We start from the raw sequence: 14,348 nt of genomic DNA, 5'->3' as shown, positions 1-14,348 counted from the left end.
TCTGGTCGTGGTCGTTTCCCGCCCTGCTCAAAGAAATCCGCGCATCCGTCGGACGTTGTCTTCGATCCGGTGGGTAGTCAGCTTGTAGGTGTCACGGGCTGAACCGACTTCCTCTACCGTGAAATCCGGGCGAGCCTTGCGCAGCGCCAGCGCCTTTTCGACCAGAGCCTCGGACACGCGCGCGCCGAGGATCACGCCGGCGACCAGGTCGGGGTCGATCGCATGGAACAGCGCTTGCCTGCCCGGTAGCCCGGTCAGCACGACGCGGTGCTCGGCTTCATAGGCCCAGTCCGACGACTTGGTCAGCAAGACCGGCGGCATGATGTCTTGGCGCGGTTCGGAGAACCAGCGCAGGTCCGGCACCGCATCGCCATAGGCAACATCGCCGTGCATCTCGTAATTAGGCAGCGTTGCGAGCGCGGTCACGATCTCGGGCTTGTAGCAGATCGCGAAGCCATGATGCGCGCTGGTATAATGCGACCACATGAGGTGGATGTCCCAGCGCTGCGCGAGGCACAGCACATAGAGGTGCTCGAGCATTGTCACGCGCGGCACAAGCCCGCTGTTCCAGTCTGCTTGCTTGCCGGTCAGCGCTTCCCAGCCATGGTCGCGCTGCACCGCGGTCACGTCGGGCCGATGCGTGCGGTGCCAAGCCTCATAGGCATCGCGATCAGGTGCAACCGACCTGAACTTGAACTCGAACGGGTCGTTAAACCGGGGCCCCGACGTGAATTTGAGCGAGCCGTTGACGACGGCGTGATCGAACACCGCGAGCAGATCCGCGTCGCTGCCGCCTAAGAACTTGTAAAACATGCCCATTCCCCTGCTGATCGCTCCTCCGGTCAACGATAACCACTAATCACAATACTCAATATTTCGAGAGTTGAGTGCGCCGCTCGAGGTCTGAACGAATTTCTTGGAACGTGGATGAACCGTCCGCATGGTCCATCTTCCTAGGAATGATCACTTTGCCGATTTTCGCAGGAAGTGCCGCCAGGGCGAACATCGAACCTCAGCTTCTGACAAGAGTTGCCGTTCGACATGTCGCGTCTGAATGTCGGGAATGTCCCAAACGTGGCCTATCGCGTTTAACCTGACAATGTCGGCTTTCGGGCAACAACCACCATCACTTTGGTGTCCGAGATGAGGCGAAAGTGGACACAGCCAGCAAGTAGATTGTCGTTGTTTCGTTCGATCACTGCAGCAAGAATGTAATAATCTAGGCAAGAACAAGCCGTAAGCCTCCCGCTTTTCCTTGTACCTTGCAGCCCTCCGTACTATCATTTTCCCAGCATCATTAAGCCTTTGGAGGGCAGGATTTATGGGAATGAACCACGGCATTATTCAGGCTCTTACGCAGACACCTCCGCCGGAACATATCAAAGCCGTTGCAGGTATTCTGAAGACCCCGCGTGGTCTGGAACTGGCACGTATTTCTGCTCTGAACGCTGGTTGTACGCTGGCAGATGTGCTGCCTAAATCAGTGAGTTTGCCGACGGCCTGTATGGCTGGGAAGGCTGTGTGAAATGACTGACAGCACAATGGAAAACAGGGCCGACACCCAGCAGGATAATGAACTTCCTCCAGCGCCGGAGGGTTTTTCCTTTAAGCAGGATACTTACACTGTAAATGGGAAGTCTACTGACACCTTCGAGGTAAAGTGGATGGGAGCTGATGGTAAATTGCATTCAGCCCGTTTTCTCAAGAAAGTCCCGCTTGGGAAACGTATCAGCGCAATGGAAGCCTTTGGCGAGCAGGTTACGGCAGAAGGTCGTGTTGGTTTTCTTGCTGCGATTAGCGCTGTGAACTTGGATGCTATCCCAGAGGCTCCTGCCCGCAGCAAGGGTGAGCTTTTAGATTTTCTGGATCGTCTGGATGATGTTGGCTTGATGGCATGGATGCGCGCAAAAGCTGAAATCGCCAAAAGCTCTGATGAACAGGCAGAAGCTGCAAAAGTTAAGGCTACGGTGGGAAACTGATGAAGGATGCCGAGTTTGGCCGGGCAGTGTTTCTGGCCAGATGCGGCATCCCTTTTAGTGTGCAGGAAACGCTTCCCGAAGCTGCGTTAATCGCGGCTTCCAATATCAACCTAATGTGGCAGATGCCGGGTCTGGCATCATGGAACCCCCATACAGGGGAAATGGATTTCACGAGCGTTCGGCAAAATGGTTAGAGAATTCACAGAGCAGGGCTTTCTGGATTATCTGGCCTCGACGCCCGTGCGGCTGGAAGCACAGCTTAGAACGGCCATGAAGCACCAAGCTTCTCATCTGCAGAAAGAAGCCCGTGAAGAGGTGGGGCATTATCAGGAAGCGGCTGGTCCGTTTCCTGCTTGGTCACCATTGGCAGACAGCACCATGGACGATCGTATTCGAAAAGGCTTTACTCCAAATGATCCGGGCCTGCGGACAGGTGGTATGCGTGACAGCTACAAGGCCAGTGTAGAGGGCAACAAGATCATTCTGGGGAGTGCCAGTGATGAAGCCCTGTGGTTTGAAGAGGGGACCATCAGGCAGCCACCACGTCCGGTTATTGGCCCAGCGATTTTCAGAAATACAGAGACCATAACAAAACATCTGGCTGAAAGTGTTTCTGCCGTCATGGCGGGACATACCATCACGCCTGAAAGTGATGTTGATGACTGAGACTTATACCGTCCGTGGCGAGTATCTTTTCATTACAGATGCTCCGCAAACTCTTGAACGTATCACACGCGGCTTTGCAGAAGCCGTCCGCTACGGAGAACGGTACCGCTCCCTGCTGAAAGAGATAGGTGAGCAGGCTTTTTCTCTCGAAAAGGCAGGCAAGTATCTGAAGGAGCTCAACGGGACCGGGCTGGAAGGTCTATCATCCAGCGCCAAGTCTGCGACTTTTTCGTTTGATGCTGTTTCTGCTTCCATTGGTAAAGCCCGTGAACAGATACGTCTGATGGCAGAAGAATCTGCACGTCTGTCCTTTGGTGAGGTGAATGCACCGGTGCCCCGTAATGGGGCGGGAGGAAGTGGAAGTTCAGGCGCCGGAGGGAGCGGATCCTCCCACAAGGAACCTTCTTATCTGCGGCGTGCTGTTGGCTTCGATATCCCTGGTTACAAATCTCCAGGCATCGCGACCTTTGTCGGTGGCACTGCACTCTATGAGACGGCCAAAACGTCTTTTGATGCGTATGCCCGTACGCAGCAGGTTTATGACACTATGCTGAGTGACAGCAGGGTCAGAACAGACCCGGCCATGATGAAGGTCATACAGGACAGTGCCACTGATAACCTGCGGAAATACAAAACACTGTCTCCGTACGATGCAGCGCGGAATTCAGCAGAAGGGTATGCTCTCTCTGGTGGTGAGAAGGCAGAGCAGCCTGCTATCACTGATCTGCTTGGGCAGATTGAAGAAAACATGATCCTACGCGGAAAATCATCCGAGGATGCTCAGCAGCAGGCCCGAATGATTGTGTCCGGTATGGATATTGGGAACCGTTTCTATAACCGCAAAACTGGTCAGCTTGATCTGAAACGGATGTATCACGAGGCTGAAATTACACAGGCTCTGGTTGATGTAGGCGGCGGGTTTACAACGGGCAGGGCAATCCGGGAGTTTTTCAAAAGCACAGGCACTGTTGGGCAGGACATGTCAGCAGTAGGCTTTGCACGAGCAGCTCACTTCATAGAAACCAACCCGCAAAGAGCGTCTCAAGCAATCGGATCATTTGTTTCTCTGTTTGAGGGAAGTGCATCCCGCATGAGCAAGAGAGACAAGGCTTGGTGGACGGAACATGACTTATACGGGAAAAACGGCAGGTTGTCGGAAGCTGCGGATACCTTGCTGCACTCTGATCCTATCGGGTTTGCTGAAAAATATCTTGGCAGGTTTACTCGGCAGCAGATCAGCGAACATACACAGAGGAGGAACGTTGGTTCCATTCTGAACGAAATACAGGGTTCTCAGGGCAATATTGATCGGCAGGCGGAGGCTGTAGCCCGCACGGATGTGAACGCCAATCATGCAGCACTTCTGGAAGGCCCCTCCGGCTCCGTAAAGGTTCTGGATGCTGCTATTGCACGGTTCATGACGACACTGGGGAAGTTTGAAGCGGGCCCGGGGATTAAGATACTGAACCAGATGACCGATGGTCTGGACAGGATGTCTAACTATATGAATGCCCATCCCAAAGATGTGGCCACCTTCATGCAGGAAATAGGCCATATCGCTTCTGCTCTTGGATCATTTGTCCTCTTTCTGGGGAAAGTATCTGCGGCCATTCCAAGCTGGCTTAAACCCATTCTTTTTGGAGGCGTGTCCGGTGCGGCAACGGCTTCTGTTGTGCCGGGGCTTGGAACAGGCACGGGAGCGGTTACTGGCGCGGCTACCGTCGGTTTGGATGAGCTTGCAAGTTATCTGAAACAGCAGGACCACAGGCTGAATTATGACGATGGTGCGCCTCTGACATGGAAAGATAAGCTGGATCCTTTCCAGTGGTGGCACCATCGTGAGAGGTATTATGCCCCTCCGCAGGACAATCTACAGCCGGCCAATTCAGTTGTGCGGCAACCGCAGTCGCAGCCCACCCAAGTTACGGTAAACGCCCCTGTTTATCTGGATGGCAAGAAGATTGCCGATAACACTCAGATCTATGTGATGCAGGAGGTTCAGCGTACTTTTGATCGCGAAATGCGGGCGAGTAACGCTATGCCAGATCCGCTTTCAACACCAAGGTTGCCGGGTGTGCCGTGGGGGCATTGATTAGCGTATTAAACTTTGTCCGGTTGTTTGAGTTAAAGATAAACAAGGTAACTCAGAAATATGATTGATAGCAGACCACTGGCATTCGCTGCTGGTAGCACTTATGGGCAGCAAGAAAACGGTCTGATCTCAGCGGTTGATCCGGTTACACATGACGTAAAGGTCAAGGTGATGTCGGGCGGCGTTGAAACGGGTTGGCTGCCGTTTGCCGCTGTACAGGTTGGAGACCTGTGCATTTCCTGCCCGCCCAATGTAGGCACGCAGGTGCATTTACTGCCGGTTTGCGGCGACCCTGAACATTCTGTTGTGGCTGCGCCTGTGTTCTGCACGGTGATGCCGCCTCCAGTATCTCCGGCGACAGGAAAGGTGGCCCAGCCAGGGGAATATCTCCTGATGGCTGGGTGTGGTGCGCCTCCTGTGGACGAAACAAGCCGCGAAAGAGGCGAAGCTGCGCAAGCTGCTCCATGGATGCACGTTACGCGGGATACGCTTTATTCGGGCGTGGGGGCAGATACCACGGCTACTATGAAGGATGGCCAGCAACAGTGGAAAGCTGGCGGAGTTACGGCTACGCTTTCTGCTTCTGGCTTTGAGGTCTCTGGCGGGAATATCACCACCGACAAGGATGTGGAGGCGGGAAGCATCAGCCTCACCAACCATGTTCACAGCAACGGCAATAAGGGCGAGGATACGGGAGCACCCGTTGGGTGAGGTGCTATTATTTGTCGTAGCGTTTTATAGTCTTTTTATCTTTGTCCAATTTGGACACCCTTCCTTGTACCGCACCCTGTCCACTGATATTGTCCATTTTGGACAAAGGCAGGTGGAATGGCAAAGAAACTCAATCTCGACGCGGATTTCTCACACTTGAGGCAATTTCGGGTCATTTTGTAGAATTCAGTCATCCCACAGGAGCCCGATCTGGAATATTGACGATATTCTGCTTCTGGCGGCGGGTTCTGAACGCAGTGAGGGTGTCACGGCCTGAGAAGGCAGTGTTGGTGGAAGCTATGTGGTCTGTGCACTGTCTGTTTCTTCAGATGGCCTGCCGGAGCCTTCGCAATCGTGCATGAGCGAGGGCGAATTCATGCTGACAGGGGAACATGTCCGGCATGGACAGGACAATCCGACGGACGCTGAGCGTTACACGTGTCGCGATTTTGAGCAGCCGTGCGCGTATGGTGCCACAGGTCGCCGTCTCCAGGCTGGTCTGGCCAAGGGCCAGTCTTTGCAGAGCGGTCAGCAGGACATAGGCTGCGGCCGAGAACCACAGCCGGAGCTGGTTGGCCCGGATGGTGTGGGACGAGGTCCTGTCTGAGAACAGATCCATCTGGCATTCCTTGATGCGGTTTTCCATATCCCCGCGTGCGCAGTAAATCTGTTCGTAGAGATGGCGGGGGTCGGACATTCCCTGCGGTAGGGTGGTGACAATGAAGCGATGATAGCGGTTGCCGTGGCGCCATTCGGCCTTGGCCACGACCCGCCTGCGGCGCGTCCAGCTGTCCTTTGTGATCCAGTCAAAGGAGGCGAAACCGCGCGCAGCTCTGCCTGTCGTGGCGGCTTCGTCACGAACCTCAGCGGACAAAGAGGCAATCCGGTCATACAGGCGGGTGTTGCCTGCAAGCCCGAACAGGAAGTCAACGTGGTTGTCTTCGCACCATGTCATCAGACTGTCCCGGGCGAAACCGCTGTCCCCACGCACCAGGATACGCACCCGGGGCCAACGGCTCCTGATCTGCTCGACGATCCGGCGGATGTCTGCCAGTGCTTCCTTCCCCGGGTCCCTGTCTGCCGTGCGCAGGGTAGCGCTGAGGAGATGGTCCCCGCAGAAGACATACAGGGGAAGATAGCAGTTATGGCCGTAATATCCATGAAAGGCGCGGCCTTCCTGATGGCCATGGATACGGTCATCGGTGGCATCCACATCCAGAACGATCCGGGCGGGTGCGTGCTCATGCTGGTCAAGGAAGAGCGTGACGAACAGGGTAGCCAGGGCCTCATGATCAGCAATGATCCGACAGTAACGATCTGCCTTGTGCCCACTGCGCTCCAACCGGTTCAGTGTAGATTTGCCAGCCAATGCTGCGCAGTTTGCCCGGCCTCCTGACAGACGACCCGAGGCCAGACCAAAGATCAGGTCATGCCGCAGGGCATCGTGATCATTGAGATCTTCATAGCCCAGTGCCAGGCCCATGATCCGCTGACGGACAAGGTCTTCAACCCGGTATTCCACAAAGCCGGGATGCCGCTTATCGCGAAAACAGGCAGCAAAGCGGCGGCTGAGCCCCAGAATGTCATCAGCCTGCTTCACCAGAATGACGCCCCCATCCGAACTCATGCGACCCCCGTCAAAACGGGCCACAACACGCCGTCCACAGGAGGCTGGAAACTCATACGCGCCTGCGCTACACTCTGTCTGCATCGGGTTTTCTTGATGATTATGGAAATTTCTTTTCTACAAAACAGACTTTTTCATAATCTAACCCGATGTACAACCCTTCTGTGAGATTTCCGCGTCGATCTTCTGAACAAAGTATGGGCTCTGGCAGAGCAGGGAACTGAAGGGGAGCGAGATGCAGCCCGTAATCGGGCGGAGGCGCTGGTAAAGCCACACGGATACACACTGGCAGATGTGCCTGATCTGCTTTTGACGGAGGGGTATCTGGATGAAGAGCCGGCACCCTCCGCCGGTGGCTTCACCTTCTATGACATGAGCAACCCGGCGCACCAGCGCGCCTATGCTGAAGCCGAACGGAAAAAGCAGGCTGCATGGCGCATGGCCAACCGTGCCAAGATTGATGAAGTGCTGGCGCGCTATGGTTCGGAAGAAGCTGTGTTCGCGTATACGGCAGAAGAGAAAGCCTATGATGCGGCGATCAAGCCCTTCCACAAGAAAGGAAAGGCTGGGCAGTGTGATACGTGGGATGGTGAGCACTTCAGCGCTACGGCAAAGGTTCGTGCCGCCCTCGCTACGGTCAAGCCTTGGCCTGACAACATTCCCGATGCCATTGCGGAATATGAGTATTGGGAGAAGCTCTATGATGACCGGAACATCGCAGACAGCAATGGCCAGTGGGATTATCTCACGCAAGGAGCCGACTTCAGACACCGGGCCTTAGGTGATCTGATCAACAAGGAGCTGGAAGCACGTAATCTGTCTGATGTTATCGTGCGTCTGCGGTTCCAGGAAGCAAGTCAAGGTATCTATGACGACAGTGCTTCCATCCTGCGGGATTTGGAACGGCTGCATGAGGCGGAGAACTCCCAAAGGCAGGATCTGGCCTTTGGGGATATTCCCCCTGACTGGGGATATTTGGCCGCCTCTGTCGGGAAAGTGGGTGGCGCCGAAAACCGCGCCGCCTCAGAGGCTCATAACATGGGAAATCCCCATGTTATAGATTCCCCAGATATGGGGAATAAGACGCGTCCGAATTCAACCTCATCCCCTCCGTCCAATTTGGACACGGCTACCAAGCGCCGGACGGAGATTGTACGGATACTGCAAACTGCGGAGGGGATGCGTATGCCACTTCGAGTAGTTGCCCAGATGGTGGGGGTTTCACCTACTACGGTTGGGAATATTAAGAGGCGTGTAAATGTAATGGAAAATGCATCAAGGTTTTGCATACAGTGATCAATATCAAAGATGTACCGCAGAGAAGATTTCCTATTTTTAAGAGATTATTAAAATAAATTTAGGGTAGGTCATAGTAATAACGTAAAAACCGCTTACCGAAAAAGTTATATGATCGATAAGCGGCGGAAAATGATGGAAGCATAAAGCTTAATTTATAAATGTGTTAGTATAGCAACTGAACGAGCAAGAGATTCAAAGGTTTCTTTGAAAGAGTCCCTACTTTTTTTCATTGTTTCTAATATCATTCCAGCTTGGTCTATTTCAGCATCTGTTAGTGCAAATACAGGCTTATTATGTCTTTGTGATTGTGCGATTAATGAGTTAAAATCAGGAATATTTGCTAAATTATAAGGTGTGTCTTGTGGATGAGCAGCTCTAAACTCTGCTTCTGTAACACACATGTTTGAAGCACGAAGCGTTGGAATTAACTCATTGTTTACTGTTTCCTTAACAGTATCAATCCATTTCTGGAATGACTTGGCAGGACCACCTAGTCGTGGACGATAACGTTGTGAAATAATTCCACAGAATTTGGGTGGATTTAAAGGGAATTTATATCTTAGAGATCCTGAACGGAATTTTTCTACACCTTCATTCCAACTTGGAACTACTCGAGCAAGCGATGTTATTGCCTGCTTACAATAGTAATCTGGAGAAGTAGGGACTATAAAATAATCACTGCCCATCAGGAAGCATTCATTTAGTGCACCGACACTAGGGCTCATATCAATCAGCACAACGTCAATATCATGGCTGCGCGCTGTTATGCGGAGTAAGTCACAAATTGACCCTGGCATATTAGCCAAAGCAGGTATGGCGGTGGAAGTTGTCAATGAAACAGCTAATTGTGTTTCATTCGCAGCCAGATCAATATTTCCTGCTAATAAAAACAAATTAGGGTGAGATGTTTCTACAGGATGCGCTGGGTCCAATGGTGTCCCTGTGCCCAGGAACACGGCTTCTAAACATGCACTTATGTTGCTACGTGGCCTGCTCGCATAAAAATGTGCAAAATCATCAATACCTTTAAATCCTAAAACTGTGCCCGTTAGATTGCATTGAGGATCTCCGTCAACGATAAGGACTTTTTTCCCCAGATCAGCCAGAGCCCATCCCAGATTAAAAGTTGTTGTTGTTTTGCTGACTCCACCTTTGTGGTTAAATAATGCAATTAATGGTGCTTGTGATCGTGCTCTATTTGTTCGTATGTCGGACACTTTAGCTTCCCCTCATGCTCCAATTTCCTAACGCTTATATAGTCGCTAAAATGCAGGACTGAAAAGTCAATATAACGATTGGAAATAATGATTCTAGAATATATAATAATTTCTATTTTATTTTTCTTGAAATAAAATCGTTTGGGAAGATTTTTCTTTGTGGGAAGGTTTAATTTAATATAATTCATGATCATATATTATTAAAATATATATAATCATTTTGTGTATTTGCTTTAATGTGCCGTTGTTTCTTGATAGTTTTCAAGCATTCTTACTATTGTGTTAGGGGCAGCGCGATAGTGGAGAAACATTATAGTCCCTCTCACTACAGCAAACCCGAATCTTGATTGTTCTCGTTTTATAAAAAAGGTTTGTTTAACGTCCCCAGCCGTTTCTGCGCGCTAAGAGAAACAGAATTTCAGCGTCTTCTAGTGTTGGTATTCTGGCTTGTCCTCGAGCTGCCTGCAGACTTCCATCAGGTCGGCGCCAGATGAAACGATATCCACCCAGATTTTCATCACCATCTTCGTAAATGACTTTTTGCAAACACAAACGCCAATCACCTTCAGGATGTTCGGGATGAATAACTTCTTCCTGAATACGTACGTCCATTTTTCACCTTCATTAAGAATTCAAGCCACGATATGATACTGACTACTTCAAATATTTCCACAATCAAGCTTTTCAATTTCATGCCACCGTCCTTTGAAGCGAGGATCAATATATCGAGGCGGATCTACCCAATAGACCGGGCCATTCGGGTCTTGCTTCATGCGCTCAATAACATCCTGCCGGTTCAGTAAAAAGCATGTAGGCGCATCTGATCGCACATTGATGGTGATCACTAGCCAGTCGAAGGGGAGACTATCTGGTCCTGTAATGTCTTTGCCAAGACTGACGGCTGCCTGACTGCTAAATGCACGCGATTGGACAAGAAGGGCGGAACCAATTCCTTCTTTCTTAATCTGGATCAGGGTGGATCGTTTTTTAGCATCAGGAACAGGTAAGACTTCCCAGTCACGTCGGGCAAGCTGCCACGTAATGTAAGCTAAGCCAGCTTGGGCCGTTTGGATCTTACTGTTCAATTTTAGTATTCTTTCTCGAATGCATTCCGACGAGATACCTGTGTCACTTTAAAATTATGTGCGATCTAGTAACACAGCCGAAGCGCAGAAAATCGGTTCGCCTGTTTCTCCTGTAATTAATGGTTCATCGTCGATGGTTTTCCATGCGACCATATATCCTCCGGGTGGGGCAGGGCTTTTCTGGAGGATCTGCATATCCCGACCATTGTATCTGTAGCAGCTACCAACTTCTACTTTCGTGATACTCATTTTCCTCTTTCCCTCTTAACGCCACCATCCTACTTGAAGACCACGTAGGCATAGCGATCGTTTTCTGCGTTGTTCTATGTAGGAGTTTACTTGTCCTGCGGCATTTCAGCAGGCCCAAGGTAGCTAAATCCTTTGTGCACAAGGCCGGAGGGGCTAGTTTGCAGCCCGTTATATTCGGCAAGCATCCAGGTACTGGCTCCAGACGGGTGATACATCCACCATGCCCAGACAGATTTACCATTCTTATCAATCAGGGCATGAGGCCCCGTGTGGGTAGGATTTAATGGCTCGCCCGGACGTTCAGGGTTTGGCCAAGTGTCATGCATATTGGTCATCTATTTCTCTCCTCAACCGAACCCCAGCTCCACCACCATTCTCAGCAATGAACTCGACGCCCGCGGCCTCAAGAGCTGTGCGGATGGCGGAGACCGTACGGGGGTAAAGCTGCTCTCCACGTTCTAGGCGTGTAATCGTCGTTGGGGAAACATTGGCAGCAGACGCCAATTCTCGCACGCCCAGCTGTAAGGCGGCACGGGCCATACGGCATTGTGCAGCGTTCAAAGTGTCACCCTGTAACAAAGTTATTGACATTGAAACTGAAGGTGGCACATTTAGCCCATCTTGTCACCGTGTGACAGGTGGCTGGATATGGAGCGTAGGACCTCCACACCCAGCCTAACCACAAACCGAACTGGAGTTTCGGCAATGGCTAAACGTGCCTATAGCACGCCCATACACACATGGGCATTCCGTATCTTCTGTACAAGCCTTCCCGCATTGGTGGTGCCAGCTCTTATTGCTCTGACGCTGTTGGGGCTGGGGGCTTCTGATCCTGTCGTAACTGGCCACGCAGCCCAGAAGCTGGAGGCTGTACGATGAATGCCAGCCTCAAGAACAATGCTGCATATACCGCAGAATTTCAGGCCAAGTATGCCCGGCGAGCAGCTTCCATTGCGGATGCAATCGCGCACTTTTCTGGTGATACAGATCGTCCTGAAAGATCTGAAGATGCTGAGATCATCGCTGGAGCAGCTTTGTTTCTATCATCGTATCTCGACATGATTGCAGTTGAAGCGGAGAAAAATGCTGCTTTCTTTCGGGGAGAGAAGGCATGAGCAACCAGATGTCTCTCACAGGTTTCGAACAGGAAGCCGTCAAAAACATGCGTATCCAAAGCTGCATTCTGCGTGACGCACGGATGATGGCCGCCCTTATAGTGGAAGTGACAGCCGGATGGAGCTGTGATGAATGCGACATCACCGAGCCCGAAGCTCTCCATTGGTTGAGCCACCGGCTACAGGATCATCTGGATCTGCTGGCCGCCCATACAGGCGTGAGAGATGCGCCTGGCTGGATGTTGCCGGAGGAAGTGGCATGACACCAGATGAAGCTTACGCAGTGTTGGGCGTGTGTGATCCGATCAAGCATAGCAGGACATGGGCCGAGAATATCTGGGGCGTTGATGGTCTGCCGCTATCTGTCGCGCAAAGACTTATTCAGCAAGAAGCGGGCACATTGGCTCGCAGACTTATTGAGCACGGAGGGGCGCCGCTTGTGGATGATTACGTCCTACTGTTCACCACATCAGCTAAAGCCCGTTTGTTTGATCTTTATATGTCTCAATATTTGGGAGGGGCAGCATGACCACTCCAATACAGGCCGCCACGGTCGCCGCCATCAATTCTGATCGCCGTAGCTGGAAAGCTCATAATTTCAAGGAAGGAGAAACGGAAAGCCGCCGCTTCGTGCAGGCCTGTCGCGCTGTTGCGAACACCAAAGCCCGGAATATCAAGGATATGCAGTGTAAGGCCCGTCTGGTTCTTCTTGTGTCCGAAGATGACAGAAGTATGGAAGCCAGTCTGGCGCGGGATGTTCTGGCACTTACGGGGGCAAAGGTATGAGCCAGAAACAGACTTTTGCGCCACAACGGCGCAAAAGCCCCGTGGCAACACCTGACCGGCTGAGCGTCATTCAGGACGCAACCAGCGAATTGTCCTGCATCGGGATTATCCTGCAATCCATGAGCAATGGCATGCTTACTGGTTCGGAAGAAAACGGCCCTAACATGAGCGCTGTGGGCATGGCTCTGGAATGGCTATCCGGTGAAATGGAACGCCGATGCGCAGCCATTGCGGAGGCATCATCATGACGGAGGGGCGTTCAAATTGGACAAAGGAGGAAATTGACCTTGTGGTGGCCCTCCGTAACCAAGGCCATGCATGGCGGGCTATAGGTCGTCACATTGGTCGATCTGAGGTGGTATGCCGGTATCAGTACGAACACCGGGTAGGCGTAAAAGGAACTGCAGTTTCTCAATCGTCAGATCATAAGAAAAAATTCTCTCCTTCTAATCCCAAAGCAAGTGACATCAGGGCTGAACGTGGACCAAACAGTGAGCCATTACCGATAGGGCATCCAGTTGTTCTGCGTGGGTTATGGCGAGGGTTGGAACAATGGATGGTCTGCTCGGATAATAAAGAGGGAGGGTAGCGTGCAGTGTTGACCGTCTATGTTCCAAATATGAACATAGATGGTCGCATGTAACTACCTGTTAATCATTTTATTATTTTTTCAAAATGAATATCTTGTTTCTACAAAAAGGAAAAACAGAAATATTAATATTTTTTTGTTTTTATCTTTGACTGGCTGTTTGCCGTCGCTAGGCTTTATTTAGAATAGGAGGAGAGAGAAAGAGAGAGAGTGTATAGAACGAAAAATCGCCCTGGTGCGCCAACACCAAGGCGACTTTTAGATGATTTGTTTTGCTGAACGGAACCGGTGACTAGACCGGGTACGGCCAGAAAAATCACGTTACCTTTGCTCGGGTTTCGCGCCAGTTTTTTGCCGTACCAGCACGCAAAATGGAAGCACTATGTGTGTGTGTCCGCTTGCGGCGTTGTAGTCACCGTCCCGTTTGGCGGTTTTTAACCGACCAACAGGACAGCAACATGACCACAGAAAACATAGAAAACTACGATTTAATTCCACTTTCTGACGCTGTTGCAGAAATTGGTGCGCAGTGCGGAGGCGACAACCTGCCGTCTATGAGTGCGATATACGGCAGAGCCAATACGGGGCGTTTTCCGTGTATCCGTAGGGGGCGTTGGCGGTACGTCCGTCGGTCCGACCTGCCTTTGATAGCAAAGGCGCTACTGGGAAATGGCGCTTCTGTCTCAGCTGCTTTTTCTGCGTAAGGGGCGGCAAACGTGAAAGCAGACTTTATTCCCGTTGCCGTGCCTCTTGAAGATGCCCCGCGCATGTTTGGTGTGTCCAGGTCCCATCTGTACCGAATGAGCAAGGCGGGGCGCATCGACATGCGCAAGGTCGGACGCAAAACGGTGGTTATTACGGATACCGTTGTGGCTTATCTGCGGGGGCTTCCTGCTGTGACCAACGCCACACCCAAAAACTCCAAATAAAGAC

Annotated in this window: 21 protein-coding genes; 14 read left to right on the top strand and 7 right to left on the bottom strand. The window is 51.6% G+C overall.

Annotation, left to right across the window (positions count from 1 at the left end; translation table 11 throughout):
• Positions 1-27 precede the first annotated feature (27 nt).
• Positions 28-813, bottom strand: a complete 786-nt coding sequence (locus ABNV41_RS10485) for a DUF2971 domain-containing protein (RefSeq protein WP_349934660.1) — start codon at positions 811-813, stop codon at positions 28-30.
• 514 nt (positions 814-1,327) lie between these two features.
• Between ABNV41_RS10485 and ABNV41_RS10480 the strand changes: the two genes are divergently transcribed.
• From ABNV41_RS10480 to ABNV41_RS10460, 5 genes are all read left to right on the top strand, one after another.
• Complete coding sequence (locus ABNV41_RS10480) at positions 1,328-1,525, top strand: hypothetical protein (RefSeq protein WP_349934659.1); 198 nt, start codon at positions 1,328-1,330, stop codon at positions 1,523-1,525.
• A 1-nt stretch (position 1,526) separates the two neighbouring features.
• A complete protein-coding gene (locus ABNV41_RS10475) occupies positions 1,527-1,979 on the top strand; it encodes a hypothetical protein (RefSeq protein ID WP_349934658.1) in 453 nt (150 codons plus the stop codon).
• Positions 1,980-2,165: 186 nt separating this feature from the next.
• Positions 2,166-2,645 (top strand): hypothetical protein, encoded by a 480-nt coding sequence (locus tag ABNV41_RS10470; protein ID WP_349934657.1) that lies wholly within the window; start codon positions 2,166-2,168, stop codon positions 2,643-2,645.
• Positions 2,638-4,737, top strand: a complete 2,100-nt coding sequence (locus tag ABNV41_RS10465) for a hypothetical protein (protein WP_349934656.1) — start codon at positions 2,638-2,640, stop codon at positions 4,735-4,737. The genes ABNV41_RS10470 and ABNV41_RS10465 overlap by 8 nt, the downstream gene beginning before the upstream one ends.
• A 60-nt stretch (positions 4,738-4,797) precedes the next feature.
• Entirely contained in the window at positions 4,798-5,448 is a 651-nt protein-coding gene (locus ABNV41_RS10460; protein WP_349934655.1) for a phage baseplate assembly protein V, read from the top strand.
• Between the two features lie 325 nt (positions 5,449-5,773).
• On the opposite strand, the gene ABNV41_RS10455 is transcribed toward ABNV41_RS10460, so the two are convergent.
• On the bottom strand, positions 5,774-7,159 hold the full coding sequence (locus tag ABNV41_RS10455; RefSeq protein WP_012812390.1) for an IS1380-like element IS1380A family transposase: 1,386 nt from the start codon (positions 7,157-7,159) through the stop codon (positions 5,774-5,776).
• Positions 7,160-7,369: 210 nt separating this feature from the next.
• Here ABNV41_RS10455 and ABNV41_RS10450 point away from each other — a divergent pair, with 210 nt between their 5' ends.
• A complete protein-coding gene (locus tag ABNV41_RS10450) occupies positions 7,370-8,371 on the top strand; it encodes an AsnC family protein (RefSeq protein WP_349934654.1) in 1,002 nt (333 codons plus the stop codon).
• 155 nt (positions 8,372-8,526) lie between these two features.
• Here the strand turns inward: ABNV41_RS10450 and ABNV41_RS10445 are convergent, their stop codons facing one another.
• From ABNV41_RS10445 to ABNV41_RS10425, 5 genes are all read right to left on the bottom strand, one after another.
• Positions 8,527-9,591 carry an AAA family ATPase gene (locus ABNV41_RS10445; protein ID WP_349934653.1) on the bottom strand — a complete coding sequence of 355 codons (1,065 nt, stop codon included), beginning with the start codon at positions 9,589-9,591 and terminating at the stop codon, positions 8,527-8,529.
• A gap of 375 nt (positions 9,592-9,966) precedes the next feature.
• Positions 9,967-10,203 carry a hypothetical protein gene (locus ABNV41_RS10440; protein WP_349934652.1) on the bottom strand — a complete coding sequence of 79 codons (237 nt, stop codon included), beginning with the start codon at positions 10,201-10,203 and terminating at the stop codon, positions 9,967-9,969.
• 47 nt (positions 10,204-10,250) lie between these two features.
• The gene (locus ABNV41_RS10435; RefSeq protein ID WP_349934651.1) at positions 10,251-10,676 is read right to left on the bottom strand and encodes a hypothetical protein; all 426 of its coding nucleotides are present in this window, start codon (positions 10,674-10,676) and stop codon (positions 10,251-10,253) included.
• A gap of 335 nt (positions 10,677-11,011) precedes the next feature.
• Positions 11,012-11,260, bottom strand: coding sequence for a hypothetical protein (locus ABNV41_RS10430; protein ID WP_087651612.1), 249 nt, complete (start codon positions 11,258-11,260; stop codon positions 11,012-11,014).
• Entirely contained in the window at positions 11,244-11,465 is a 222-nt protein-coding gene (locus ABNV41_RS10425; protein WP_349935105.1) for a helix-turn-helix domain-containing protein, read from the bottom strand. The genes ABNV41_RS10430 and ABNV41_RS10425 overlap by 17 nt, the downstream gene beginning before the upstream one ends.
• 165 nt (positions 11,466-11,630) lie before the next feature.
• Here ABNV41_RS10425 and ABNV41_RS10420 point away from each other — a divergent pair, with 165 nt between their 5' ends.
• From ABNV41_RS10420 to ABNV41_RS10385, 8 genes are all read left to right on the top strand, one after another.
• Entirely contained in the window at positions 11,631-11,804 is a 174-nt protein-coding gene (locus tag ABNV41_RS10420; RefSeq protein ID WP_185327938.1) for a hypothetical protein, read from the top strand.
• Complete coding sequence (locus ABNV41_RS10415; RefSeq protein WP_042786818.1) at positions 11,801-12,040, top strand: hypothetical protein; 240 nt, start codon at positions 11,801-11,803, stop codon at positions 12,038-12,040. The genes ABNV41_RS10420 and ABNV41_RS10415 overlap by 4 nt, the downstream gene beginning before the upstream one ends.
• Entirely contained in the window at positions 12,037-12,303 is a 267-nt protein-coding gene (locus ABNV41_RS10410; RefSeq protein ID WP_349934650.1) for a hypothetical protein, read from the top strand. Before ABNV41_RS10415 ends, ABNV41_RS10410 begins: the two co-directional genes overlap by 4 nt.
• The gene (locus tag ABNV41_RS10405; RefSeq protein WP_087651608.1) at positions 12,300-12,569 is read left to right on the top strand and encodes a hypothetical protein; all 270 of its coding nucleotides are present in this window, start codon (positions 12,300-12,302) and stop codon (positions 12,567-12,569) included. Before ABNV41_RS10410 ends, ABNV41_RS10405 begins: the two co-directional genes overlap by 4 nt.
• A complete protein-coding gene (locus ABNV41_RS10400; protein WP_042786815.1) occupies positions 12,566-12,826 on the top strand; it encodes a hypothetical protein in 261 nt (86 codons plus the stop codon). The genes ABNV41_RS10405 and ABNV41_RS10400 overlap by 4 nt, the downstream gene beginning before the upstream one ends.
• Positions 12,823-13,074: a hypothetical protein gene (locus tag ABNV41_RS10395; RefSeq protein WP_087651607.1), complete on the top strand. Its 252-nt coding sequence runs from the start codon at positions 12,823-12,825 to the stop codon at positions 13,072-13,074. The genes ABNV41_RS10400 and ABNV41_RS10395 overlap by 4 nt, the downstream gene beginning before the upstream one ends.
• The gene (locus ABNV41_RS10390; RefSeq protein WP_349934649.1) at positions 13,044-13,415 is read left to right on the top strand and encodes an SANT/Myb-like DNA-binding domain-containing protein; all 372 of its coding nucleotides are present in this window, start codon (positions 13,044-13,046) and stop codon (positions 13,413-13,415) included. The genes ABNV41_RS10395 and ABNV41_RS10390 overlap by 31 nt, the downstream gene beginning before the upstream one ends.
• Before the next feature lie 716 nt (positions 13,416-14,131).
• Positions 14,132-14,344 carry a helix-turn-helix domain-containing protein gene (locus tag ABNV41_RS10385; RefSeq protein WP_050818712.1) on the top strand — a complete coding sequence of 71 codons (213 nt, stop codon included), beginning with the start codon at positions 14,132-14,134 and terminating at the stop codon, positions 14,342-14,344.
• The last annotated feature ends 4 nt before the right edge of the window (positions 14,345-14,348 follow it).

The sequence above is a fragment of the Acetobacter sp. A11-2 genome (assembly GCF_040208445.1).
Taxonomy (GTDB): Bacteria; Pseudomonadota; Alphaproteobacteria; order Acetobacterales; family Acetobacteraceae; genus Acetobacter; species Acetobacter oryzoeni.
Note: the sequence above shows the minus strand (reverse complement) of the source record. Positions and strands in the feature narration are given on the sequence as shown.